This window comes from Roseinatronobacter bogoriensis DSM 18756, from assembly GCF_004366635.1.
Taxonomy (GTDB): Bacteria; Pseudomonadota; Alphaproteobacteria; order Rhodobacterales; family Rhodobacteraceae; genus Roseinatronobacter; species Roseinatronobacter bogoriensis.
In genome coordinates this window covers 33494-53845 of the sequence record NZ_SORN01000006.1, presented here as the reverse complement: position 1 = coordinate 53845, position 20352 = coordinate 33494, and the positions used below count along the sequence as shown (strand labels likewise).

The 20352-nt window shown below is 61.7% G+C and carries 22 protein-coding genes; 9 read left to right on the top strand and 13 right to left on the bottom strand.

The window, feature by feature from the left end; all coding sequences use genetic code 11:
• Positions 1–307 precede the first annotated feature (307 nt).
• On the bottom strand, positions 308–1357 hold the full coding sequence (gene hemE, locus EV660_RS13135; protein WP_071479020.1) for a uroporphyrinogen decarboxylase: 1050 nt from the start codon (positions 1355–1357) through the stop codon (positions 308–310).
• Between the two features lie 107 nt (positions 1358–1464).
• Between hemE and hemC the strand changes: the two genes are divergently transcribed.
• From hemC to EV660_RS13120, 3 genes are read left to right on the top strand one after another with little or no spacing between them, the layout of a single operon-like run.
• The gene (gene hemC / locus EV660_RS13130; protein ID WP_071479021.1) at positions 1465–2421 is read left to right on the top strand and encodes a hydroxymethylbilane synthase; all 957 of its coding nucleotides are present in this window, start codon (positions 1465–1467) and stop codon (positions 2419–2421) included.
• Positions 2422–2476: 55 nt separating this feature from the next.
• The gene (locus EV660_RS13125; protein WP_071479022.1) at positions 2477–3901 is read left to right on the top strand and encodes a YcjX family GTP-binding protein; all 1425 of its coding nucleotides are present in this window, start codon (positions 2477–2479) and stop codon (positions 3899–3901) included.
• On the top strand, positions 3898–4896 hold the full coding sequence (locus tag EV660_RS13120) for a YcjF family protein (protein ID WP_071479023.1): 999 nt from the start codon (positions 3898–3900) through the stop codon (positions 4894–4896). Before EV660_RS13125 ends, EV660_RS13120 begins: the two co-directional genes overlap by 4 nt.
• A gap of 155 nt (positions 4897–5051) precedes the next feature.
• Here EV660_RS13120 and EV660_RS13115 read toward each other — a convergent pair whose 3' ends face one another.
• The 5 genes from EV660_RS13115 to EV660_RS13095 form a co-directional block, all read right to left on the bottom strand.
• Positions 5052–5621, bottom strand: a complete 570-nt coding sequence (locus EV660_RS13115) for a peroxidase-related enzyme (RefSeq protein ID WP_071479024.1) — start codon at positions 5619–5621, stop codon at positions 5052–5054.
• On the bottom strand, positions 5618–6349 hold the full coding sequence (locus EV660_RS13110; RefSeq protein WP_071479025.1) for a GNAT family N-acetyltransferase: 732 nt from the start codon (positions 6347–6349) through the stop codon (positions 5618–5620). The genes EV660_RS13115 and EV660_RS13110 overlap by 4 nt, the downstream gene beginning before the upstream one ends.
• Positions 6346–7077 (bottom strand): competence/damage-inducible protein A, encoded by a 732-nt coding sequence (locus EV660_RS13105; RefSeq protein ID WP_071479026.1) that lies wholly within the window; start codon positions 7075–7077, stop codon positions 6346–6348. The genes EV660_RS13110 and EV660_RS13105 overlap by 4 nt, the downstream gene beginning before the upstream one ends.
• Positions 7078–7165: 88 nt before the next feature.
• Positions 7166–7948, bottom strand: a complete 783-nt coding sequence (locus EV660_RS13100) for a DUF2189 domain-containing protein (RefSeq protein ID WP_071479027.1) — start codon at positions 7946–7948, stop codon at positions 7166–7168.
• Between the two features lie 120 nt (positions 7949–8068).
• Positions 8069–8614: an NADPH-dependent FMN reductase gene (locus EV660_RS13095; RefSeq protein ID WP_071479028.1), complete on the bottom strand. Its 546-nt coding sequence runs from the start codon at positions 8612–8614 to the stop codon at positions 8069–8071.
• A 124-nt stretch (positions 8615–8738) separates the two neighbouring features.
• Between EV660_RS13095 and EV660_RS13090 the strand changes: the two genes are divergently transcribed.
• Complete coding sequence (locus tag EV660_RS13090) at positions 8739–10394, top strand: thiamine pyrophosphate-binding protein (protein WP_071479029.1); 1656 nt, start codon at positions 8739–8741, stop codon at positions 10392–10394.
• A gap of 102 nt (positions 10395–10496) precedes the next feature.
• Here EV660_RS13090 and EV660_RS13085 read toward each other — a convergent pair whose 3' ends face one another.
• Genes EV660_RS13085 through EV660_RS13075 form a run of 3 tightly spaced genes read right to left on the bottom strand, consistent with a single transcriptional unit; the run spans position 10497 to position 12909 of the window.
• Positions 10497–11144, bottom strand: a complete 648-nt coding sequence (locus EV660_RS13085) for an HAD family hydrolase (protein WP_071479030.1) — start codon at positions 11142–11144, stop codon at positions 10497–10499.
• Positions 11141–11710 carry a 16S rRNA (guanine(966)-N(2))-methyltransferase RsmD gene (gene rsmD, locus EV660_RS13080; protein ID WP_071479031.1) on the bottom strand — a complete coding sequence of 190 codons (570 nt, stop codon included), beginning with the start codon at positions 11708–11710 and terminating at the stop codon, positions 11141–11143. Before rsmD ends, EV660_RS13085 begins: the two co-directional genes overlap by 4 nt.
• Complete coding sequence (locus tag EV660_RS13075; protein WP_071479032.1) at positions 11707–12909, bottom strand: NAD(P)/FAD-dependent oxidoreductase; 1203 nt, start codon at positions 12907–12909, stop codon at positions 11707–11709. Before EV660_RS13075 ends, rsmD begins: the two co-directional genes overlap by 4 nt.
• 83 nt (positions 12910–12992) lie before the next feature.
• On the opposite strand from EV660_RS13075, the gene EV660_RS13070 reads away from it, so the two are divergent.
• The 4 genes from EV660_RS13070 (at position 12993) to EV660_RS13055 (ending at position 16181) form a co-directional block, all read left to right on the top strand.
• Positions 12993–13481 (top strand): peroxiredoxin, encoded by a 489-nt coding sequence (locus tag EV660_RS13070; protein ID WP_071479033.1) that lies wholly within the window; start codon positions 12993–12995, stop codon positions 13479–13481.
• The gene (locus EV660_RS13065; RefSeq protein WP_071479034.1) at positions 13481–14662 is read left to right on the top strand and encodes a GNAT family N-acetyltransferase; all 1182 of its coding nucleotides are present in this window, start codon (positions 13481–13483) and stop codon (positions 14660–14662) included. The genes EV660_RS13070 and EV660_RS13065 overlap by 1 nt, the downstream gene beginning before the upstream one ends.
• Positions 14655–14942 carry a 4a-hydroxytetrahydrobiopterin dehydratase gene (locus EV660_RS13060; RefSeq protein ID WP_071479035.1) on the top strand — a complete coding sequence of 96 codons (288 nt, stop codon included), beginning with the start codon at positions 14655–14657 and terminating at the stop codon, positions 14940–14942. Before EV660_RS13065 ends, EV660_RS13060 begins: the two co-directional genes overlap by 8 nt.
• Positions 14943–15077: 135 nt before the next feature.
• Positions 15078–16181, top strand: coding sequence for a THUMP domain-containing class I SAM-dependent RNA methyltransferase (locus tag EV660_RS13055; protein WP_071479036.1), 1104 nt, complete (start codon positions 15078–15080; stop codon positions 16179–16181).
• Between the two features lie 211 nt (positions 16182–16392).
• Here EV660_RS13055 and EV660_RS13050 read toward each other — a convergent pair whose 3' ends face one another.
• From EV660_RS13050 to EV660_RS13040, 3 genes are read right to left on the bottom strand one after another with little or no spacing between them, the layout of a single operon-like run.
• The gene (locus EV660_RS13050) at positions 16393–17319 is read right to left on the bottom strand and encodes an ornithine cyclodeaminase family protein (RefSeq protein ID WP_071479037.1); all 927 of its coding nucleotides are present in this window, start codon (positions 17317–17319) and stop codon (positions 16393–16395) included.
• Positions 17316–18146, bottom strand: coding sequence for an S-formylglutathione hydrolase (gene fghA, locus EV660_RS13045; RefSeq protein WP_071479089.1), 831 nt, complete (start codon positions 18144–18146; stop codon positions 17316–17318). The genes EV660_RS13050 and fghA overlap by 4 nt, the downstream gene beginning before the upstream one ends.
• 30 nt (positions 18147–18176) lie before the next feature.
• On the bottom strand, positions 18177–19106 hold the full coding sequence (locus EV660_RS13040; protein ID WP_071479038.1) for an AEC family transporter: 930 nt from the start codon (positions 19104–19106) through the stop codon (positions 18177–18179).
• A gap of 98 nt (positions 19107–19204) precedes the next feature.
• Here EV660_RS13040 and EV660_RS13035 point away from each other — a divergent pair, with 98 nt between their 5' ends.
• On the top strand, positions 19205–19819 hold the full coding sequence (locus tag EV660_RS13035) for a TetR/AcrR family transcriptional regulator (RefSeq protein WP_071479039.1): 615 nt from the start codon (positions 19205–19207) through the stop codon (positions 19817–19819).
• 48 nt (positions 19820–19867) lie between these two features.
• On the opposite strand, the gene EV660_RS13030 is transcribed toward EV660_RS13035, so the two are convergent.
• Positions 19868–20332: a RidA family protein gene (locus tag EV660_RS13030; protein WP_071479040.1), complete on the bottom strand. Its 465-nt coding sequence runs from the start codon at positions 20330–20332 to the stop codon at positions 19868–19870.
• Positions 20333–20352: the final 20 nt, after the last annotated feature.

Sequence of the window (20352 nt, the reverse complement as noted above, 5' to 3'; positions counted from 1 at the left end):
AGCCAAATCGCCGTGCCGTGGGGGCGGCCCATTGAGTCGCAGCGGCCTTCGGCCTTGATTCCGCGCTGCTCAAAGACTGCAACGCCCTCTCCAAGCAGTCATCGGGTATCTTGTGTCAGGTGTCAAAAACTAGCCCAAATAAACCAAGTGACTAAGGCGTATTCTGTGCAATGACATGCACAAACCCGATTTTTCGTGATCTTGGAACCAGCACCTGCCCCGCGCGGCGTGTTTGTGCATCACTGGTAGGGACGGGGTGTTCCTCACGCGGCCCGGAAATGCTTTGGGCCGCATGAGGTTGGTGTCTTCAGTCGCGACAATTGCGCACAGTCTCGATCATCAGCGCCACATTCTCAGGGTCAGCGTCAGGTGTAATCCCGTGGCCCAGATTGAAGATATGCGGCCCGTTGCGGAAGGCGCGGACAACACGTTCGGTCGCGTCTACCAGCGCCTGCCCGCCTGTCACCATATGGCTGGAAGCAAGATTGCCCTGCACGCAGCCATCAACCTGCACATGCTCGGCCGCCCATTCGGGGGAAACCGAATTGTCGATGGCCACGCAATCGGCCCGGGTGGCGCGGGCGAACCCGATATAGCCATCACCCGCCTCGCGTGGGAAGGCGATGACGGGAATGCCGGGGTGGCGGGCTTTCAACGCGGCGGTGATCTTGCGCGCGGGTTCCAGCGAATAGCGCAGGAACGCGTCGCCCTTCAGTGACCCGGCCCAGCTGTCAAAAATCTTGACCACTTCGGCCCCGGCGTCAATCTGCATGGACAGATATTCGATGGTGGCCGCCGTGATCCGGTCAATCAGCGCATCAAAAGCCTCTGGCGCGCCTTCGCGCATGGCATGGGCGGGGGCCTGATCCGGTGTGCCGCGCCCGGCGATCATATAGGTGGCCACTGTCCAGGGCGCGCCGGCAAAGCCGATCAATGTCGTCTCGGCGGGCAATTCGCGCGACAGAATCTTGACCGTTTCATAAACCGGCGACAGGGTGTCGTGAATCGCGTCTACAGGTTTCAGCGCCTCAACCCCGACCATGTCATTCAATGTAGACAGGCGCGGCCCTTCGCCGGTCACAAACCACAGATCCGCCCCCAGTGCCTGTGGCACAAGCAGGATATCGGCAAACAGAATCGCGGCATCAAACCCGTAGCGCCGGATCGGCTGCAAGGTCACTTCGGCGGCCAGTTCGGGATTATAGCATAGCGACAGGAAATCGCCTGCCTGCGCGCGCGTGGCCTTGTATTCGGGCAGGTATCGCCCGGCCTGACGCATCATCCAGATCGGCGGTGTGGGCAGCGTTTCGCCTGCAAGGGCGCGCAAAATAGTCTTGGTGGGGGCAGTCGCAGTCATGTGGGTTTCTCCTTGGTCCTGTCCTCGTCCCAAGACCGGCGCGCAATGTCAAGTCTGCGATACACTCTGCGCTTGTCAGGGCCGCGCATCGTGGCTAATCAGGGCGTATGACACACAGCTACCCGACCCCCGACCAGCCCCTGAAGATTGGCACACGCGGCTCTCCGCTGGCCTTGGCGCAGGCCCATGAGACACGCGCCCGCCTGATGGCGGCCCATGCCCTGCCAGAGGCCGCTTTCGAGATTGTGGTCATCAAGACCACTGGCGATGACCGCACCCTGATCGATGCGGACCGCCCCTTGAAGGAAATCGGCAACAAGGGCCTGTTCACCAAGGAAATCGAAGAGGCGATGATCGAGGGCCGCATCGACATTGCCGTGCATTCGATGAAGGACATGCCGACAGAACAGCCGCAGGGTTTGCTGCTGGACTGCTACCTGCCGCGCGAAGACACGCGCGATGCCTTTGTCTCGCGCCATGTGAAAACTCTGGCTGATCTGGCGCCCGGTCAGGTTGTTGGCACTTCCAGCCTGCGCCGCCGCGCGCAACTGCTGAACCGTCGCCCTGACCTGAAAGTGGTTGAATTTCGTGGCAATGTGCAGACACGGCTGAAAAAGCTGGATGATGGCGTGGCCGATTGCACCTTTCTGGCTATGGCCGGGCTGCACCGGCTGAATATGGTCGAGGTGGCGCAATCCGCCATCGCGCCCGAAGACATGCTGCCTGCCATCGCCCAAGGCGCGATCGGGATTGAACGCCGCGCCGATGACGCGCGCATGGCCGAAATGCTGGCCCCGCTCAACGATCTGGAAACAACGCAGCGTCTGGCCGCAGAAAGGGCCTTTCTTGCAGCGCTGGACGGGTCTTGCGAAACGCCGATTGCCGGGCTGGCGCTGATCGAGGGGGACGAAATCTGGCTGCGTGGCGAAATCTTGCGCCCCGACGGGTCCGAGCGGCTGTTCGAGGAAGGCCGCGCGTCGATTGCCGATGGCGCTGATCTGGGGCGCGACCTGGCGGCAAGGTTGCGCGCTCGCGCGCCTGCCGGTTTCTTTTCCTGGCTCTGATACTGGCATACACCGGCCTGCCCCCTTATCTGACATTACGACAAGGGGGCAGAGCATGGTGATCGGACGTCTGGCAGATGGGGCATTGCGCGGTGTGGACCGCGTGACCACAGGCGTGACCGATACGATTTCCGAAACATTTTTTGAACCTACGCTGCGGCTTGGTGTCACGGGCCTCAGTCAGGCCGGCAAGACAGTGTTCATCACCTCGCTGGTGGCCAATTTGCTGGACCGCGGGCGCATGGGCCGGATGGGCGCTGTTGCGGGCGGCCATATTGAGGCGGCGTTTCTGCAACCCCAACCCGATGACACACTGCCCCGCTTTGAATACGAGCGCCATCTGGCCGCGCTGACCGGCCCTGACCCGCATTGGCCTGACAGCACGCGCCATATCTCGCAATTGCGCCTGTCGTTTCGCATCCGGCCCGGCGGCATGCTGGCAGGTATGCGCTCGGCGCGCGTGCGTCATATAGATATTATCGACTATCCCGGCGAATGGCTGCTGGATCTCGTCTTGCTGGACAAATCCTATGCGCAATGGAGTGCCGAGGTGCTGGCACGCATGGAAAAGCGCGACTTCGCCGCCGATGTTCTGGCGCAGCTTCGGGCGACTGATGCCACGGCCCCGCATGACGAGGCGACAGCCCAAAGACTGACAGAGGCCTTCACCCGCTATCTGCAACAGGCCCGCGCCTTGGGGCTGCCCGACATTACTCCGGGGCGGTTTCTCTTGCCCGGTGAACTGGCAGGCTCTCCGGTGCTGACCTTTGTGCCGTTGGCGGGGGCAGGCGGGCGCGGCGCGCTTGTGCGCGAAATGGCGCGTCGCTTTGACGCATACAAGGCACAGGTCATCCGGCCGTTCTTTCGCGACCACTTCGCCCGGATTGACCGGCAGGTGGTGCTGGCAGATGTGTTGGGCGCAATTCATGCCGGGCCAGAGGCCGTGGACCGCCTTGGCCAGACATTGACCGAATTGCTGTCCGCCTTCCGACCGGGGCGCAATGCATGGCTTGCGCGGTTGCTGGGCGGACGGCGGGTCGAGCGTATCCTGTTCGCCGCGACCAAGGCAGACCATTTGCATCATAGCCAGCACGCAAGACTGACCGCGATCATGGCCGCGCTGTTGCGCCAGTCGCGTGACCGGGCTGATTTTGCAGGGGCAAGGACACAGGCGCTGGCGCTTGCCGCGCTGCGCGCCACAATCGAGGAAACCCATGACCGCGACGGGCAGTCATTGGATTGTGTGCGCGGACGCTTGCTGGATACAGGGCGACAGGCTGCATTTTATGCGGGCGAGTTGCCGGATGATCCCATGCAGCTTGTCGGGCCCGCGCGCGCAGGGGCGGCGCATTGGCTTGATGTCGATTATCAGATCATGCGGTTTGCCCCAGCCCCGCTGACGCGTGCGCCCGGTGATGGGCTGCCCCATATCCGACTGGATGCGGCAGCCGAATTCCTGCTGGGGGATGTGTTGCGATGAAAACGCCAAAACCGCTGCTGATCGACCTGCCGGAGGGGGCGGAATTCGACCCGGGCACCGCCCCGCCCCCCCCCGATGATGACCTGCCCCCGCCCGAGGGGCGCGCCATGCAGATGGCGCTGCGCGCAGGTCGCGCGCGCTTGTCCCTCTGGGCGCGGCTGGGGCTAAGTGCGGTCATCGGGTTCATCGTGCTTGTCGTCAGCGTGAACGCGTGGGATTTCGTGACCTCGCTCGTCGCGCGCAATACCGTCCTTGGCATCTTGGCGCTTGTTCTGCTGGCGGGTGTTGCAGTTGCAGGGTTGGTGATGGCCTTGCGCGAATGGGCCGGGTTTCGTCGTTTGCGCCGGATTGACACGCTGCGCCGACAGGCACAAGAGGCCCGCGAAACTGCAACCCGCGCCAGCGCATTGGCCGTCATCACGGCACTGGACAGGCTTTACACTGCGCGCAGCGACATGCGCTGGGCGCGTGCACGGCTGACAGAAATGGCCCCCGACCAACTCGACTCCGAAGGGCTGCTCGCGCTTGCTGAAAGCACCTTGCTGGCAGAACTCGATGCCCGCGCCCGGCGCGAGGTCGAAAGTGCCGCGCGTCAGGTTGCGCTTCTGACAGCCCTGATTCCCCTTGCGCTGGTCGATGTGCTTGCGGCGCTTGTCACCAATCTGCGCATGATCCGCCGGATTGCCGAAATCTACGGCGGGCGCGCAGGCACACTGGGCAGCTTGCGCCTGTTGCGCGGTGTGATTGCCCATCTTCTCGCGACCGGCGCAGTCGCGGTCGGCGAAGACATGATCGGCTCTGTCGCTTCGGGCAGCATCATCTCCAAATTCTCGCGCCGGTTTGGCGAGGGGGTGGTCAATGGCGCGCTGACCGCACGGCTGGGGATCGCGGCAATGGACATCTGCCGCCCCTTGCCATTTCAGGCATTGCCCCGCCCGCGAACCAGTCAGGTCATGAGCCGCGCCTTAAGCGGCCTGTTTGATAAGCCCGCATAGACCTGACCGCCCACATTTTCTTGCCAGAAATACTCAAGGGGGTTTCCCAAGGGGGGGCTTGCCCCCCTTTGGGGCGGGGGGCTCAGCTGTGGTCGCAGACCACAGATGCCGGGGGGCAGCCGCCCCCCGTCCCCCTTGTCCATCTGCGCAAGATCTCAGCGGGCTTGCGCGTGATATTCCGGGTTCGGCTCCATCCCCGTGGCCGAAGCGATCCGGTTTGTCATCGAGAAAAAACCGACCACTGCGATAATGTCGAAAATATCCCGGTCGGTGAGACCCTGCGCGCGCAATGTGTCGCGCTCTGCTTCGCCGATCTTGGCGCTGGCCTCGGTCACAAGGGCCGCGAAATCCAGCATGGCGCGCGTGCGCATGTCCAGCGGCGCGGCGCGGTAATTCATGACCATCGCCTCGCCCAAAGCCGGGTCGCCCGAAAGCTCTCGCACTGCCGCGCCATGCGCCACCTGACAATACCAGCACCGATTGATTGACGAGACAACGACCGCGATCATCTCGCGTTCCAGCTTGCTCAATCCGCTCTCGCCCAGCATCAGGTCATTATACATCGCCACGAAAGCATCGAATTTGGTCATATCGAACAGATAGGCGCGCAGAACATTCGGCACCATGCCCAGCTTTTCTTCGCAAATCTCCAGATAGCGCTGTGTGCGGTCCGGTATCTCGTCCGTGGCTGGCAGATCCAGCCGTGTGACTTGCTGTTGTGTCATTGCAATCCCTCCCTCTCGTCCCCGGCGCGGTAATGATAGCGGGTGCAGACCTGCATCCCGAGGCGTTCATACAGCGCACAGGCGCCTGTATTCGCGTCTGTCACGGCCAGGGCCAGCGTATGTGCGCCCTGCGTCTGTGCCCACCATGCCGCCCCCTGCACGATCAGCGCGCCTACCCCCTTGCGCCGCATATGGGGCAACACCTCAATCGCGTGCAGCATGGCAATACCCTCATGCAATGCACAGAACGCAACCCCCGCAGCGCGGTCTTCAATGCGGGCGACAAATCCGGTCTTGGGCGCGCCGGCACGGCCCATCACGGCAAGGCGCTGCGCGCCGATGCCGCCCTCTGCCCAGATATCGCGCATGATTGCCAAAGGGGGCCAGATATTAAACAGTTGGACATGACCGGGCTTGCGCGCCAGCGTTTCAGCATCTCCGGCATAGATGCGTGTCGGGTCCAGCAACCGGTAGCCGCGCCCGGTCAGAACCGCGTCAAGGGCGCTATCAGCGGCCCCCAGCCTGAACAACGGGGTCTGTCCGCGTGCGCGCATCCAGTCTTCTGCAACCTCGACAGGGGCATCTTCGCGCATGGGGCTGGCGGCCGAGACGCGCTTGCCCCCGCCCGCCCCGTCACGCAGCACCCAGCCATCCTGCCTGTGGGTTGTCAGTGCCGGCCAGGTCGCATCCAGTGCGGCGACAAGTTTGCCCGCCTCTGGCAAACTCACGCAACGGCCTCTGGGAACAGCGCTGCCAGTTTGACAAGGGCGGCGTCCACTTTCGCTTTGTCCGCACCGCGCACCACGACATTGGCCCCGAATGCGCCATCGCGCTGGAACGGGTAGCACCCGATGGAAAGATCCGGGAATGCCTCTGCCAGCGTTTTCAGGTCAGCGGCAATTTCGCCCTCGCCGCGCGGGATGGTCAGGTTCTGGCTGTAGAGTGCAGCCCCTGCAGCAAGTCCGGGCAGAAGGGCCGCAACCATCGCCTGAAACACGGCTGGCACCCCTGCCATGACATGCACATTCCCGATCGAGAAGCCCGGTGCGCTGGACACCGGATTGTCGATCAGCGTTGCGCCGTCTGGAATGCGCGCCATGCGTAGGCGCGCGGCGTTCAACTCCAGCCCCGTACGGGTGTAATGTTCGGCCAGAATGGCGCGCGCGTCGTCGCGGATATCCAGCCCGACCCCGAAGGCGGCCGCAACCGCATCGGCGGTGATGTCGTCATGTGTGGGGCCGATCCCGCCAGAGGTGAAGACATTGTCATACTCTGCGCGCAGCGCATTCAGGGCGGCCACGATCTTGTCATGCTGGTCAGTGACAATGCGCACTTCGCACAGGTCTATCCCGCGCAGCGCCAGTTGTCCGGCCAGAAAATGCATATTCGCGTCGCGGGTCCGGCCTGAGAGGATTTCATCACCGATAACAAGCATTGCAGCAGTAGGGTTGGACATTTGCCTTCTCCGAAAACGCATCTGCTATCGGTATAGGAGGGCGCGTGGCAGGTTCCAACCCCCCACGCGCGCCGGGTGCGGTTGTGTGTCAGACCGCGGGGCTGGCGACCGCGCGGCGGTAGATATGCCATGTCGCATGGCCCAGTACCGGCAACGCCACGAACAGGCCCAGAAACAGCGGCAGCATTGCGACAAACAGGCTTGCTGCAATTATGGCAGCCCATTTCAGCATGACCTGCGGGTTCGCGCGCACTGTTTCGAGGCTGACAATCATGGCGGTCATGAAATCGACATCGCGTTCCAGCAACATGGGCAGGCTGACCACGGTAATCGCGAACAGCGCCACCGCGACCAGCGCCCCGGCCAGTGATCCGACCAGCAGCATCATGATACCCGGCGCGGTTGCCAGCAAGGCAAGCGATTCGGTGCCAATGCCAGATTGCGCCAGAAAGATTGCGAAAATCCCGCGCGCCAGAATGATCCAGAAGCCAAAGACGATCAGGACGACCACACCCATCACCAGCAATTGTTCATCCCCGCGCCCGCGCATCGCGCCCAAGATTGCGCCCCAATCCATCGGTTCGCCAGCCTCGCGGCGGCGGCTGACTTCATACAGGCCAACCGCCGCAAAGGGCGCGAATAGTGGAAACCCCGCCGCTATGGGGATGAACCACGCCGCCTCTCCGCGTGCAAACAGCCCGAAATACAGCGCAATCCCGCCCAGCACATAGAAGGCCGCGAAAAACAGCCCGAAGGCGGGGTAGGCCTTGAAATCACTCCAGCCCGAAGCCAGTGCCGCGCGCAGATCGCTTTCAGACAGGTCGCGCGCGATATCGACAGGGGCAATATTTGCTTCTTTGGTCACGCTCATTGGTTGCCCTCCCTAATTCAGAGAGAACAAGCGTGCCAAAAGCTGCATCACCAATCAAGGTTTTCGCGCTAACTGTCTGGTGATCTGGCGACGATGGCCGTTTTTTTGCGGGCCTTGGTGTCAGTCTGAACGCGATCCTGCGACGCTGCGCAAATCCTGCATTAATTCCTTGAGCAACTTGGCCGCGACCTCGTCTGTCAGATTGCCTTGATCGTCAAATGCTTTGGACGGGTTTGAAAGCAGCATTTCTGGCCCTTGCAACAGATTGGGCCGGAATGCGACCATCATCAGGCGCAGGGCGAATTGCGTGCGCTCGCCACCTGCACGCCCCGCAGCGGCCGAGACGATGGCGACGGGTTTGTCCTTCCACGGTGCACCGCCCCGGCTAAGCCAGTCCAGCGCGTTCTTCAGCACCCCCGGCGGGGCCTTGTTATATTCCGGGCAGGCAATCACAACGGCATCAGCATTGGCGATCAATTCCTTAAGTTGCGTAACCTCTGCTGGCATGCCCTGCGCTTCCAGATCTTCGTCAAACAGGGGCAGGCGCAAGTTGCCTTCGGTAAATTCGGCCGGGCCAAAGGCATCTTTGGCGGCATGCATCAATTTTCGGTTCCAGGACTCTTTGCGAAGGGATCCGCACAAGCCCACCAATTTCAAATCAGACATAATCTCTCCTGCTACTGTTCAGGGTTCAAGCTATTATCAGGGGAACGAAAGACAATCCTGACGGGTTGCACAGTGGCGATAAATCTCTCAATCTGATGTTGAAAAAGTGAAAAAAGAGGGTTCGATGGTACAACGGCATGGCGGGCAGATTCTTGTGGATCAGTTGAAGGCGCAGGGCGTCACGCGGGTCTTTTCGGTGCCTGGCGAAAGTTTTCTGGCAGCGCTGGATGGGCTGTATGAGTCGGGCATCACCAATATCGTTTGCCGCCACGAGGGCGGGGCCTGCATGATGGCCGAAGCCCATGCCAAACTGACGGGAAAACCCGGTGTGGTCTTTGTCACGCGCGGGCCGGGGGCCAGCAACGCGTCCAGTGGGATACATGTAGCGCGGCAGGATTCGACGCCATTGATCATGTTCGTGGGCCAGATTGACAACCGCCACCGCGACCGCGAGGCGTTTCAGGAAGTGAATTACCGCGAATTCTTCAAACCTATTGCCAAATGGGCCGCCGAAGTGGACCATACCGAGCGCCTGCCCGAATATATCAGCCGCGCCTTTCATCAGGCCAGTTCCGGTCGCCCCGGCCCTGTGGTGCTGGCGCTGCCCGAAAATATCCTGTCTGCGCAAGCGGATGTGCCGGATATGCCCGCAGTTGCACCCACGCCGCCGTCGGTCTGTTCCGAACAACTGGACGCGGTGCAGGACATGCTGTGCAAGGCCAAGCGGCCCTTGGTGATTGCGGGCGGGTCGGTCTGGTCGGCGGATACGGCGCAGGCGCTTGGGCAATTTGCCGAGAATTTTGGCCTGCCTGTCTGCGTCACTTTCCGCCGGATGGACCGGATCGACAACCGCCACCCGAATTACGCGGGCGATCTGGCCGTGGGCATGAACCCGAAACTTGCGCAGCGGGTGCGCGACGCGGATTGCCTGCTGGTTCTGGGCTCTCGTCTGGGGGATATCGCAACAGGGGGGTATGAGTTGCTTGATCCGGCTAATCCCGGCAAGACAATCATCCATATTCACCCGGACCCCGATGAATTGGGCCGCGTGTTCCGGCCCGATCTGGCGCTGGCTGCGCCAGCGGTGGATGTGATTGCGAAGCTGAGCCAGCGCAAGGCACCGGATCACCCGGACTGGGCCGAATGGACCCGCGCGGCGCATGACGATTATCTGGCATGGGTGACACCATTGGAAACCCCCGGCGCGGTGAAGCTGGAACAGGTAATTCACCAGCTTTCCGACATGCTGCCGGACAATGCCATCGTGACCAATGGTGCAGGCAATTACGCGGCATTTCTGCACCGCTACCTGCGCGCGCGCGCCTTTCCGGGCCATCTGGCGCCCACATCCGGGTCGATGGGCTATGGCTTTCCAGCAGCGATTTCGGCCAAGCTGGAACACCCCGACCGCCCTGTAATCTGTTTCGCAGGCGATGGCTGTTTCCAGATGACACTGAACGAGATGTCAACCGCGCGCCAATACGGGGCCAATATCGTGGTGATCGTGTGCAATAACGGCCAATATGGCACCATCCGCATGCATCAGGAAAAGACCTATCCGGGCCGTATCAGTGGCACGCAGATGTTCAACCCAGATTACGCGGCGCTTGCCCGTGCATATGGCGGACATGGTGAACGGGTCGAGCGGACAGAAGATTTCGCCGCCGCCTACAAGCGCGCGACAGATGCGGGGCTGCCAGCGGTGATTGAGCTGGTTCTGGACCCGGATGCGCTGTCGCCGGGGCTGACCGTGGCGGGCGCGCGCGCACTGGCCAAGTAAGGCGCTTGGGTGAAGGGGGGCAAGGCACTCCCCTCGCCGCCGGCGCCATTGCCACCTGTCGCCCTTCGCTGACGAAGACTGAGTATTTTCAGCAAGAAAATGCTACAGGCGAAGCAATTCGGGCAGATGGGCCATGTCATGGAAGACCTGCGCCCCCTCGGCGCCGAGCCCTGCGCCAGTGTCATGCGGGGCAAAGCCGTAGCAGCGCATGGCGGCGTTGCGTGCAGCGCGGGCACCTGTGGCGCTGTCCTCGATCACCACGCAATGGGCGGGCGCGGTTCCCAGCGTTCGTGCCGCGTGCAAAAACAGGTCAGGCGCGGGTTTCGGGGCCGCCACATGTTCGGCGGAAAACATGCGCCCTTGCATCCGCGCCCATAGGGCTGGGTGCTGGCCAAGGGTGATTTCCATCTTGGCCATGCGCCCGTTGGACGCAACGCAATAGGGAATCGCCGCCCGGTCAAGCATGTCCATCACCTGCAGCACGCCCGGAATCACCTCGACCCCGCGTTCCAGAAGCGCATAGATGCGGGCATACATATCTGCCACCCAGCCTTCGGGAATGGTTGCGCCCAGTTCGGCCGCGCGCGTTGCAACGCCTGCGATGGTGCCGCCGACAAACAAGGAGGTGACTTGAGCCACCTCAAGCGGCAAGCCACGCTGTTCCAGATCGTCGCGCAGCAGGTTCAGGGTCAGGGGTTCACTGTCCACGATCACACCATCGCAGTCGAAGATTACAAGCGCGGGTGTCATGGGGCCTCCTTGCGGCGCAAAAAAGTGACATGGGTTTCGCCATAGCGGCGCTGGTCCAGTAGTTCAAACCCTGCCGGGGGCAGTTGTGGGCTGGCTTCTTCCCAGATGATCCGGGCATCCGGTGCGATCCAGCCGTCCGACAGGGCCGCGCCAAGCGCCGCCTCGCCGAGGCTTTTGCCATAGGGCGGGTCGAGAAAGACTAACGAAAAGCCGGGGCCGCGATTTTCGCCAAGACGGGTTGCGTCGCGGCGGAACACTTTGGTGCAGCCCATCGCGCGCATTTTCTCGATATTGGCGCGCAGCGCCGCGCGCGCAGCCGCGCCGTCATCGACAAAGGTGCAATGTGCAGCCCCGCGCGAAAGCGCTTCCAGACCCAGCGCGCCCGTCCCTGCGAAAAGGTCCAGCACGCGCGCGCCGTCGAGTGGCAGCGCATGGCTGCCGTTGATCAGCAGATTGAAGATCGCCTCGCGGACCCGGTCCGAGGTCGGGCGCAGATGCGCCTGTGCATCGCCTTCGCCAATATCGGCCAGTTTCAATCCGCGATATTTGCCACCAATGATCCTCATGCGCGCAAAAGCGCCTTGAGGTCTCTCTGCGGGTCCGCAAGGGCGGCCGGGTCGGGGCTGCGCCCCATTTCCAGCAGCCGCTTGCCCACCATGAATGCGCGCGCGTCGCCCATCGCATCGACGGCCAGAAACTTGTCGCCCGCGAAATACCAGTGGCTTGGCGCATCGCTTTGGCGGACGACAACGCGGTCATAGCCGGTATTCAGCCCCGCGATCTGCAATTTCATGTCATACTGATCCGACCAGAACCACGGCACCGGGTCATACTCCTTACCCGCGCCAAGCATGTTTCCCGCCACAAGCTCGGCCTGATCAATGGCATTCTGCACGCTTTCCAGCCTTAAGGATGTGCCGCGATAGGGGAAGGCCGCGCAATCGCCCGCGGCCCAGATATGCGGGTCCGATGTGCGGCCCTGCGCATCGACCTTGATGCCGTTCTCGACCATCAACCCGGCCGCCTCGGCCAGGTCTGTTGCGGGGGTGACGCCGATGCCCGCAATCACGAAATCTGCATCAAGCCGCGTGCCATCGCTTAAGGCGACGCCAGTCACATGGCTGTCGCCCTCGATCCGTTCCAATCCGGTCGCAAGCATGAAACGCACGCCGTGGCCTTCGTGCAGTGCCTGAATCGCGGCCGATGTCTCTGGCGCGGCGACACGCTGCAAGATGCGCGGGGCCATTTCCAAAACAGTGACCTGTAGCCCCTTTTTGGCGGCCACGGCGGCTGCTTCCAGCCCGATATAGCCGCCCCCCACAATGACCACACGGCGACCGGCGGTGAAATCCGGGGCCATTGCGTCAACATCTGCAAGGGTGCGCACGACATGCACCCCGCCAAGCGCGCCGCCGATCATGGCGGGCAGTCTGCGCGGGGTTGAACCTGTGGTCAGGGCCAAAGCGTCATAGGGCAGAACCTTGTCGCCAAGGCGCACAAGCTGTTCGCCGCGGTCGATATGGTCAACGGCAGCGCCAAGATGTAGATCAATTCTCTGGTCTACATAAAAACTTTCAGGGCGCAGAAACAGCCGCTCTTGCGTCATCTCGCCCAAAAGATAGGCTTTTGACAGGGGCGGGCGCTGATAGGGTGGAACGGACTCTTCCCCGATCAGGGTGATCTGCCCGGAAAAGCCCAGCGCCCGCAATTTGGCGACCAGCGACGCCCCGGCCTGACCGGCACCAATAACCACAATTCTGTTCATTCTGCTTCTGCCCCTCTGGCCGCTGTGGCACGTTACGCTATGTTCCGAGGACAAATAACCTCAACCAACACAGGAGCCAATCCATGACACTCGCACCAGGGGACAAATTGCCAGAGGCCAGCTTCAGCCGTATGGGCGAAAACGGGCCAGAGCAAGTTGACCTCTCCAGCCTGACCAAGGGCCGCAAGATCGTGCTTTTTGCTGTTCCGGGCGCATTCACGCCCACCTGCCATTCGGCGCATGTCCCCAGCTTCATTCGCACCAAAGAGGAATTCTCTGCCAAGGGTGTGGATGAAATCGTCTGTCTGTCCGTCAATGACCCTTTTGTGATGAAAGCATGGGGCGAGGCGACGGGTGCGAACGCCGCAGGTCTGACCTTGCTGGCCGATGGGACGGGCGGGTTTACCAAGGCGATCGGCATGAGTTTCGACGCACCGCCTGCCGGGTTGATCGGCCGGTCCAAACGCTACGCGATGGTGGTCGAGGATGGCACTGTCAGCCTGCTGCATGTCGAGGAAGGCCCGGGCGTGTGCGAAGTTTCGGCTGGTGAGGCGCTATTGGCGGCGATGTAATGGATGACTGCGCGCTCTCGGTCACGCTGAACAGCGATCTGGGTCAGATTGATCCCGCTCTCTGGGATGCCTGCGCCAACCCCGAGGGCGCGCAGCCCCCGCTTGACCCGTTTACCACGCATCGGTTCCTACACGCGCTGGAGCAGTCGGGATCAGTGGGCGCGGGCACAGGGTGGGAGCCGCGGCATATTCTGGTGCATCAGGGCAGTGATCTGATCGCTGCTGCCCCGCTTTATGTGAAGTCGCATTCACAGGGGGAATATATTTTCGACCATGCCTTTGCGCAGGGCTATGCACGGGCAGGGGGGCAGTATTACCCGAAATTGCAGATCGCAGTGCCGTTCACCCCGGCCACAGGCCGGCGGTTTTTATGCAAACCGGGCTTCGAGCCGCAAGGCACAGCGGCAATCTTGAAGGGCATGGCGCAGATTGCGCGGGATAACCGCTTGTCTTCGGCGCATGTGACCTTCTGTACGGAAGCAGAGGCGGAACTTGGCACAGAGCAGGGCTTTCTGCACCGGGTGACAGAGCAGTTTCATTGGGAAAATCCGGGATTTCAGAATTTTGAGGGCTTTCTGGCGGAACTCTCGTCGCGCAAGCGCAAGACCATCCGCAAGGAACGCGCCACAGCGCAGGGGTTTGGCGGCACCATCCGCGCCCTGACGGGCGATGCGCTGGAACCGGCGCATTGGGATGCGTTCTGGCAGTTCTATCAGGACACAGGCGCGCGCAAATGGGGCACACCCTATCTGACGCGGGCCTTTTTTGATCTGGTGCAGGACCAGATGCGCGATGATGTGCTTCTGGTACTGGCCGAGCGGGACGGCGAACCTGTCGCAGGCGCTCTGAATTTCATCGGGCAGGATGTGCTGTTCGGGCGCTATTGGGGCTGCATTGAGGATCATCCCTGCCTGCATTTCGAACTGTGTTACTATCAGGCAATGGATTTCGCGATTGCGCGCGGGCTGGGCCGGGTTGAGGCGGGTGCACAAGGAACCCACAAGCTTGCGCGGGGTTACATGCCTTCAAGGGTGCATTCGCTGCATTACTTCCCCGAGTCGGGGTTTCACAGGGCTGTGGCGGGGTATCTGTCGGAAGAGGGGCGCGCAATCGAATATGAAATGCGCGCCCTGGCAGATTACGCACCATTTCGCAAAACGGACGGAGGTAAACATGGCTGAGAAACTGACAGATCGCACTATGCTGGACCCGCTGAAGGATGCGGGCTGGAGCATGGTCGAGGGGCGCGATGCCATTACCAAGGAATTCGTTTTTGAAAATTTTGTCGAGGCGTTCGGCTGGATGACCCGCGTGGCGCTGGTAGCTGAGAAGATGGGGCACCACCCGGAATGGTTCAATGTCTACAAGACCGTCTCTGTGACATTAAGCACGCATGATGTGGGTGGTTTGTCGGAACTTGATGTGCGTCTTGCCAAACGCATGGATGCGCTGGCCGGGTAGGGCGGGGCAAAAGCGCGCTTGGCGCGGCCCACCCACCCACCCCCGTGCGTGTCGCGTTGCACGCGCCCCGCACTTGCCACGCCAAGCGCGCTTTTGTGCTGGTGTTGAGCGGCGTTTGCCAATATCCGCGCTGGAATGACACAGCAGCAGTATAAGATATTTCTGGCCTGCCTTCCGGGGTTGGAGGCCGTTTTGGCTGACGAAGCCCGCGCCGTTGGCTTGCCCGATCCCGTGGCAGTTGCCGGGGGTGTCGAAACTTCGGGTGATATGCACATGATCTGGCGCGCCAATCTTTGGTTGCGCGGGGCCAGCCGCGTGCTGGTGCGTATGGGTGAGTTTCGCGCGATGCATCTGGCGCAACTGGACAAGCGCGCGCGGAAATTTCCTTGGGGGGATTTCTTGCGTGCGGATGTTCCGGTCAAGGTGGACGCCATCTGCCTGCAGTCGAAAATCTACCACAAGGGGGCTGCCGCGCAGCGTGTGGAACGTGCGATAGCCGAAACGCTGGGTGCGCCGATTGATGCGGGCGCCGCATTGCGGCTGATGGTGCGGATCGAGGATGATCTGGTCACCCTGTCGCTCGACACATCGGGGGAGGGGCTGCACAAGCGTGGCCATAAGCTGGCGACGGGCAAGGCCCCGTTGCGGGAAACAATGGCCGCCCTGTTCCTGCGCCAGATGGGCTATGATTGCAGCCAGCCCGTGCTAGACCCGATGTGCGGGTCGGGGACATTCGTGATCGAAGCCGCAGAGATTGCATCCGGGCTGGCACCGGGGCGCACGCGCAGTTTCGCCTTTGAACACTTCGCCAATTTCGATGCGCGCGCATGGGAAAAGATGCGCGCGATCCGTGCCACCCAGCCCCCGCCGCAGTTTTTCGGTTTTGATCGGGATCAGGGGGCCATTCGCAACAGCCAGCAGAATGCCGAACGCGCAGGCGTGGCTGACTGCACGCGGTTTGTCTGTCAACCGCTTGGCGCATTGCAGCGCCCGGATACGCCACCGGGTCTGGTGATGGTCAACCCCCCATATGGCGCGCGGATCAGCAGCCCGAAATTACTGTATGGCCTGTATGCAAGCCTTGGCGAAGTGTTGAAGGCACAGATGAAAGGGTGGCGCGTCGGGCTGGTGACATCGGATCGCAAGCTTGCGCATGTGACCGGGCTGAACCTGACCCCCGGTCCGCTGCTGCCGCATGGCGGGCTGAAGGTGCAGCTGTTTCAAAGCGGACCGCTTTGAGCTGTTGCACGAAGCGAGCGGTTGCGACAAGCCGCGCAGCGTCGGGCCGCCCCCACGGCACGGCGATTTGGCTGCCACCAGCGCACAGATCTGAACTTTCGCGGATTTGGCGGCCATAAAGTGCTACAGATTCAATCTCGCATCGCCGCACTGCGGCTTTGTCTCGCGCTTGGTTATGTCCGCAAAGCTCCGCAAGCCTGCCAGTCGGGCGCTATTGCCCCTGCATCTTCTGCCACGCGCCAAAAATATACCGCGCTGTCATCAGGTCCAGATGCGCGCCGCCGCCATTCTTGCAGATTGTGATCGCATCCGGGCTGGGGCGGACAAAGCGACCGGCTGCAATGTCATAAAAATCGGCGCAGATGTCATCGTGGCTGATAACCCCGCGCGACAGCGGGTCTTTCATCTCTCCGATATGGTCCAGCACAGTCCGGCGGTTGTCTACGAACAGCGCCGCGCGTTGCAGGGCTGTGTCATCCACCTCGCGCATATCGGGGCGGAAGGCGCCGATCAGGTCCAGATGCTGGCCCGGTTGCAACCACTCGCCCTGTATCAGCGGTGCGCGGCTCATGGTGGCTGTGCAGATAATATCCGCCCCTTCGACCGCGCGCTGCAAATCGGCCTCAGGCTGCACACCGTCCAGCTTTTGGGCGAATTGGGCGGCACTCTCAAACCGGCGGCTCCAGACGGTGAATTGCGCATCAGGAAACAGGGCGCGATAGGCATCCACCATGCTGCGCGCGACCGTGCCTGCACCAACAAGGGTTATCTTGTGGCTGTCCGGGCGCGCCAGCAAGTTGGCGGCAAACAGGCTGTCACCTGCGGTTTTCCACTTGGTGACAAGGTGGAAGTCCAGCAAAGCCTCAAGCGTGCCATCCGCGTCGGAGTAAAGCGACACACCCCCATTCACAGCCGCAAGCCCCTTGTCGGTATTGCCCGGAAAGATGGTTGCCGTCTTGACCAGTGCGCCCATCCCATCAATCCACGCCGCACGCGACAACAGCGTGTCATCGCCACGATAGAGGAAGGTATCATCCAGTTCCGCCGGGGGCAGGGCATGGGCGCGCTCAAAAGCGCCAAGCAACCCGTGCCAGTCCAGATGCGCATCTATATCAGCGGTGATGATGGGCAGGGTCATGCGGATAGCGCCCGCGCATGAAAATCGACATGATCGGCCATGAAACTGGCGATGAAGAAATAGCTGTGATCATAGCCCGCCTGCATGCGGAACACGCCCGGCTGACGGCGCGCCGCCATTGCTTCGGCCAGTGCTTCGGGGCGCAGCAGGTCCAGAAACTGGTCCTTGCTGCCCTGATCTATCAGTAATTCGCTGCGCAGGCCGGATTCGCGCATCAGCAGGGTTGAATCATGCGCGGCCCACTGGCTTTCATCCGTGCCCAGATAGGCCGTGAATTGCTTGCGGCCCCAGTCGCTGGCGGTGGGGTTGGCAATCGGGGCAAAGGCGGAAACCGATGCAAACCTGTCAGGCAGACGCATGGCCAGTGTCAGGGCGCCATGCCCGCCCATGGAATGGCCGGTTATGGCCTGACGGTCTTCTTCCAGTGCGAAATTGGCCATCAGCACGCGCGGCAATTCCTCGGAAATGTAGTCCCACATCCGGTAATGCGCGGCCCACGGTGCTTGTGTCGCATTTACGTAAAACCCTGCGCCCTGTCCCAGATCATAGGCCGCATCATCAGCCACGCCTTCGCCGCGCGGCGAGGTGTCGGGGAAGACCACTGCCAGCCCGTGCCTTGCGGCATGTTCCTGCATATGCGCCTTGGTCATGGCGTTTTCATGCGTGCAGGTCAGGCCGGACAGGTACCATAGCAACGGCACCGGATGCAGCCGCGCTTCGGCGGGTAGGAACAGGCCAAAGGTCATATCACAGCCTGTTGCCGCCGAGGCATGGCGATACACGCCCTGAACCCCACCAAAACAGGCATTCTCCGAAACTGTTTCCATATTCATTCCCCTGTATTTTGCGCAAACCTGTCAGAAGCTGGTGACCCATGCAATCACAACCGGCACAGTTGCGATACTGACCAATGTAGAAACGAGGATCGTGGCCGATACCCGCGCAGGCCCGGCATTGTAATGTTGCGCCAGAATAAAGACATTGCCCGCAACCGGCAGGGCGGCCGCGGCAATCAGCACACCCGCCGATTGCGGGTCCACCCCGAACAGTGCAAGCGCGGCAAAGGCAGTCAATGCCGGGTGCAACACCAGCTTGCCGAAAGACAACCAGCTTACAACGGCAAGACGTTCGACTTTCTTGTCGGCCAGCGACGCGCCTATGGCAAACAGCGCGCAGGGTGTCGCCGCCGCCCCCAGCAGGGTCAGGAAATCATTGGCGATTGCGGGCATGGCAAAATCTGTCGCGGCCCATGCAAGGCCCAGAACCATGGCCATCACCATCGGGTTTTTCGCCACCGCAACCAGCAGTTTGCGCGGCAGGTCGCTGTCAACCCGGCCATCGCGCGACAAAGTGATGATGATGGTGAACAAGGATGAGAAGACGATCAGATCTATCGTCAGGATCAGCAACACCATCGGCACCGAGTCTGGCCCCAGCAGCACCACCAGCAGTGGCACGCCCAGAAACCCGGTATTGCCGATGATCGAGCAATGCGCTTCGATCAGAGCTTCCTCCATGCGGGCGCGGCGCAGGAAGGCAATTGCCATCACCAGCACATACAGCGCCCCACATGCCCAGAGATAGGCCGCCGCCGCGCGCGGATTCAGCAGATCGGCCATGCTGAGATTGGCCGCAAAGCCGAACAGCATGGCAGAAAGCGCGAAATAGAACACGAATTTGGTCAGATAGGCCGTGGCCTCTGGCGGGAAAAACCCTGTGCGGCCCGCGCCGAAGCCCAGACCGATAAGGCCAAAGAAAGGAAGCGTTTTCAGGAATATCTCGATCATGTTCTGAACGTGTTAACATGCGATTCTGCGCCGCGCCATAGAGCGCGACTTTTCCTTGCGTGCGCAAGCCTCTATCGTAGGCCCCAGAGGGAGTTTCCATGAACGCACCAGCCAATGTGAACAGACAGGGCCGCAAATTCGAGCAGGTTCTGGACGGCGCGCGGACAGTTTTTGTAGCGATGGGCTATGAACGCGCCAGCGTGGACGAAATAGCCCGCGTTGCAGGCGTGTCGAAAGCGACGCTTTATTCTTATTTCCCCGAAAAACGCCTGCTTTTTAACGAGGTTTACCGCACTGAAATTCTGCGCCTTGCCGATTCTGCGGTTGCCTTGTCCGGGGCGCAGCCCCCCGAAATTGCCCTGCGCGATGCCGCGCGCCGCATTCTGGAATATCTGACCTCGGATTTTGCGATCGCGATGTATCGCATCTGTGTCGCCGAATCGCAGCGCTTCCCTGAAATCGGGCGCGCTTTCTATGAAAGCGGGCCTGAATTGGGCCGCGCGCGGCTGGGGGCCTATCTGCGGGGAGCACTGGCGCGGGGGGAAGTGCAGATCGACGACATTGACCTGGCCGCCGATCAGTTTTTCCAGTTGTGCCAAAGCACGATCTGCGACCGGATTATTTGCGGGGTCCAGACCCAATTCTCTGAAGAAGAGATGATGCGCATCGTCGATGGCGCGGTTCAGACCTTCATGGCCCGCTACGGGGCGTGATCCGCCCCGCCCGGCCAAGTGGCACCGGGACAGGCCCGGTGATGCGCCTTAGCTGATCTCGAACACGCCCTCGATCTCTACGGCAACGCCTAGCGGCAGGGATGGCGCGCCGACCGCCGCGCGGGCATGGCGGCCCGCTTCGCCAAATACGGCAACCATCAGGTCCGATGCGCCATTCACGACCTTGGGCTGGTCAGTGAAATCCGGGGCGCAATTCACAAAGCCTGTCAGCTTGACCACACGGCGCAGGCGCGTCAGATCCCCGCCGCAAGCCGCGCGCAACTGTGCGATCAGCGCCAGCGCACAGGCCCGCGCAGCCCCTACGCCATCGTCAAGCGAAAGATCAGCCCCCAGCTTGCCGCAGATCAGCCCGTCCGGCCCGGAGCTGATCTGACCCGAGACGAAAACCAGCGACCCGCTTTGGACAAAGGGCACATAATTGGCGGCAGGTGCCGGGGCGTCGGGCAATGTCAGGCCCAACTCGCTCAGGCGTTGCTCAATCTCATTGGTCATGGGGTGTTTCCTGTTCTGGT

Bases quoted from the DNA above. Each gene is read 5' to 3' on its own strand.
- hemE (WP_071479020.1), bottom strand. From the start codon at position 1,357: ATGACTGCGACTGCCCCCACCAAGACTATTTTGCGCGCCCTTGCAGGC.
- hemC (WP_071479021.1), top strand. From the start codon at position 1,465: ATGACACACAGCTACCCGACCCCCGACCAGCCCCTGAAGATTGGCACA.
- EV660_RS13125 (WP_071479022.1), top strand. From the start codon at position 2,477: ATGGTGATCGGACGTCTGGCAGATGGGGCATTGCGCGGTGTGGACCGC.
- EV660_RS13120 (WP_071479023.1), top strand. From the start codon at position 3,898: ATGAAAACGCCAAAACCGCTGCTGATCGACCTGCCGGAGGGGGCGGAA.
- EV660_RS13115 (WP_071479024.1), bottom strand. From the start codon at position 5,621: ATGACACAACAGCAAGTCACACGGCTGGATCTGCCAGCCACGGACGAG.
- EV660_RS13105 (WP_071479026.1), bottom strand. From the start codon at position 7,077: ATGTCCAACCCTACTGCTGCAATGCTTGTTATCGGTGATGAAATCCTC.
- EV660_RS13100 (WP_071479027.1), bottom strand. From the start codon at position 7,948: ATGAGCGTGACCAAAGAAGCAAATATTGCCCCTGTCGATATCGCGCGC.
- EV660_RS13095 (WP_071479028.1), bottom strand. From the start codon at position 8,614: ATGTCTGATTTGAAATTGGTGGGCTTGTGCGGATCCCTTCGCAAAGAG.
- EV660_RS13090 (WP_071479029.1), top strand. From the start codon at position 8,739: ATGGTACAACGGCATGGCGGGCAGATTCTTGTGGATCAGTTGAAGGCG.
- EV660_RS13085 (WP_071479030.1), bottom strand. From the start codon at position 11,144: ATGACACCCGCGCTTGTAATCTTCGACTGCGATGGTGTGATCGTGGAC.
- rsmD (WP_071479031.1), bottom strand. From the start codon at position 11,710: ATGAGGATCATTGGTGGCAAATATCGCGGATTGAAACTGGCCGATATT.
- EV660_RS13075 (WP_071479032.1), bottom strand. From the start codon at position 12,909: ATGAACAGAATTGTGGTTATTGGTGCCGGTCAGGCCGGGGCGTCGCTG.
- EV660_RS13070 (WP_071479033.1), top strand. From the start codon at position 12,993: ATGACACTCGCACCAGGGGACAAATTGCCAGAGGCCAGCTTCAGCCGT.
- EV660_RS13065 (WP_071479034.1), top strand. From the start codon at position 13,481: ATGGATGACTGCGCGCTCTCGGTCACGCTGAACAGCGATCTGGGTCAG.
- EV660_RS13060 (WP_071479035.1), top strand. From the start codon at position 14,655: ATGGCTGAGAAACTGACAGATCGCACTATGCTGGACCCGCTGAAGGAT.
- EV660_RS13055 (WP_071479036.1), top strand. From the start codon at position 15,078: ATGACACAGCAGCAGTATAAGATATTTCTGGCCTGCCTTCCGGGGTTG.
- EV660_RS13050 (WP_071479037.1), bottom strand. From the start codon at position 17,319: ATGACCCTGCCCATCATCACCGCTGATATAGATGCGCATCTGGACTGG.
- fghA (WP_071479089.1), bottom strand. From the start codon at position 18,146: ATGGAAACAGTTTCGGAGAATGCCTGTTTTGGTGGGGTTCAGGGCGTG.
- EV660_RS13040 (WP_071479038.1), bottom strand. From the start codon at position 19,106: ATGATCGAGATATTCCTGAAAACGCTTCCTTTCTTTGGCCTTATCGGT.
- EV660_RS13035 (WP_071479039.1), top strand. From the start codon at position 19,205: ATGAACGCACCAGCCAATGTGAACAGACAGGGCCGCAAATTCGAGCAG.
- EV660_RS13030 (WP_071479040.1), bottom strand. From the start codon at position 20,332: ATGACCAATGAGATTGAGCAACGCCTGAGCGAGTTGGGCCTGACATTG.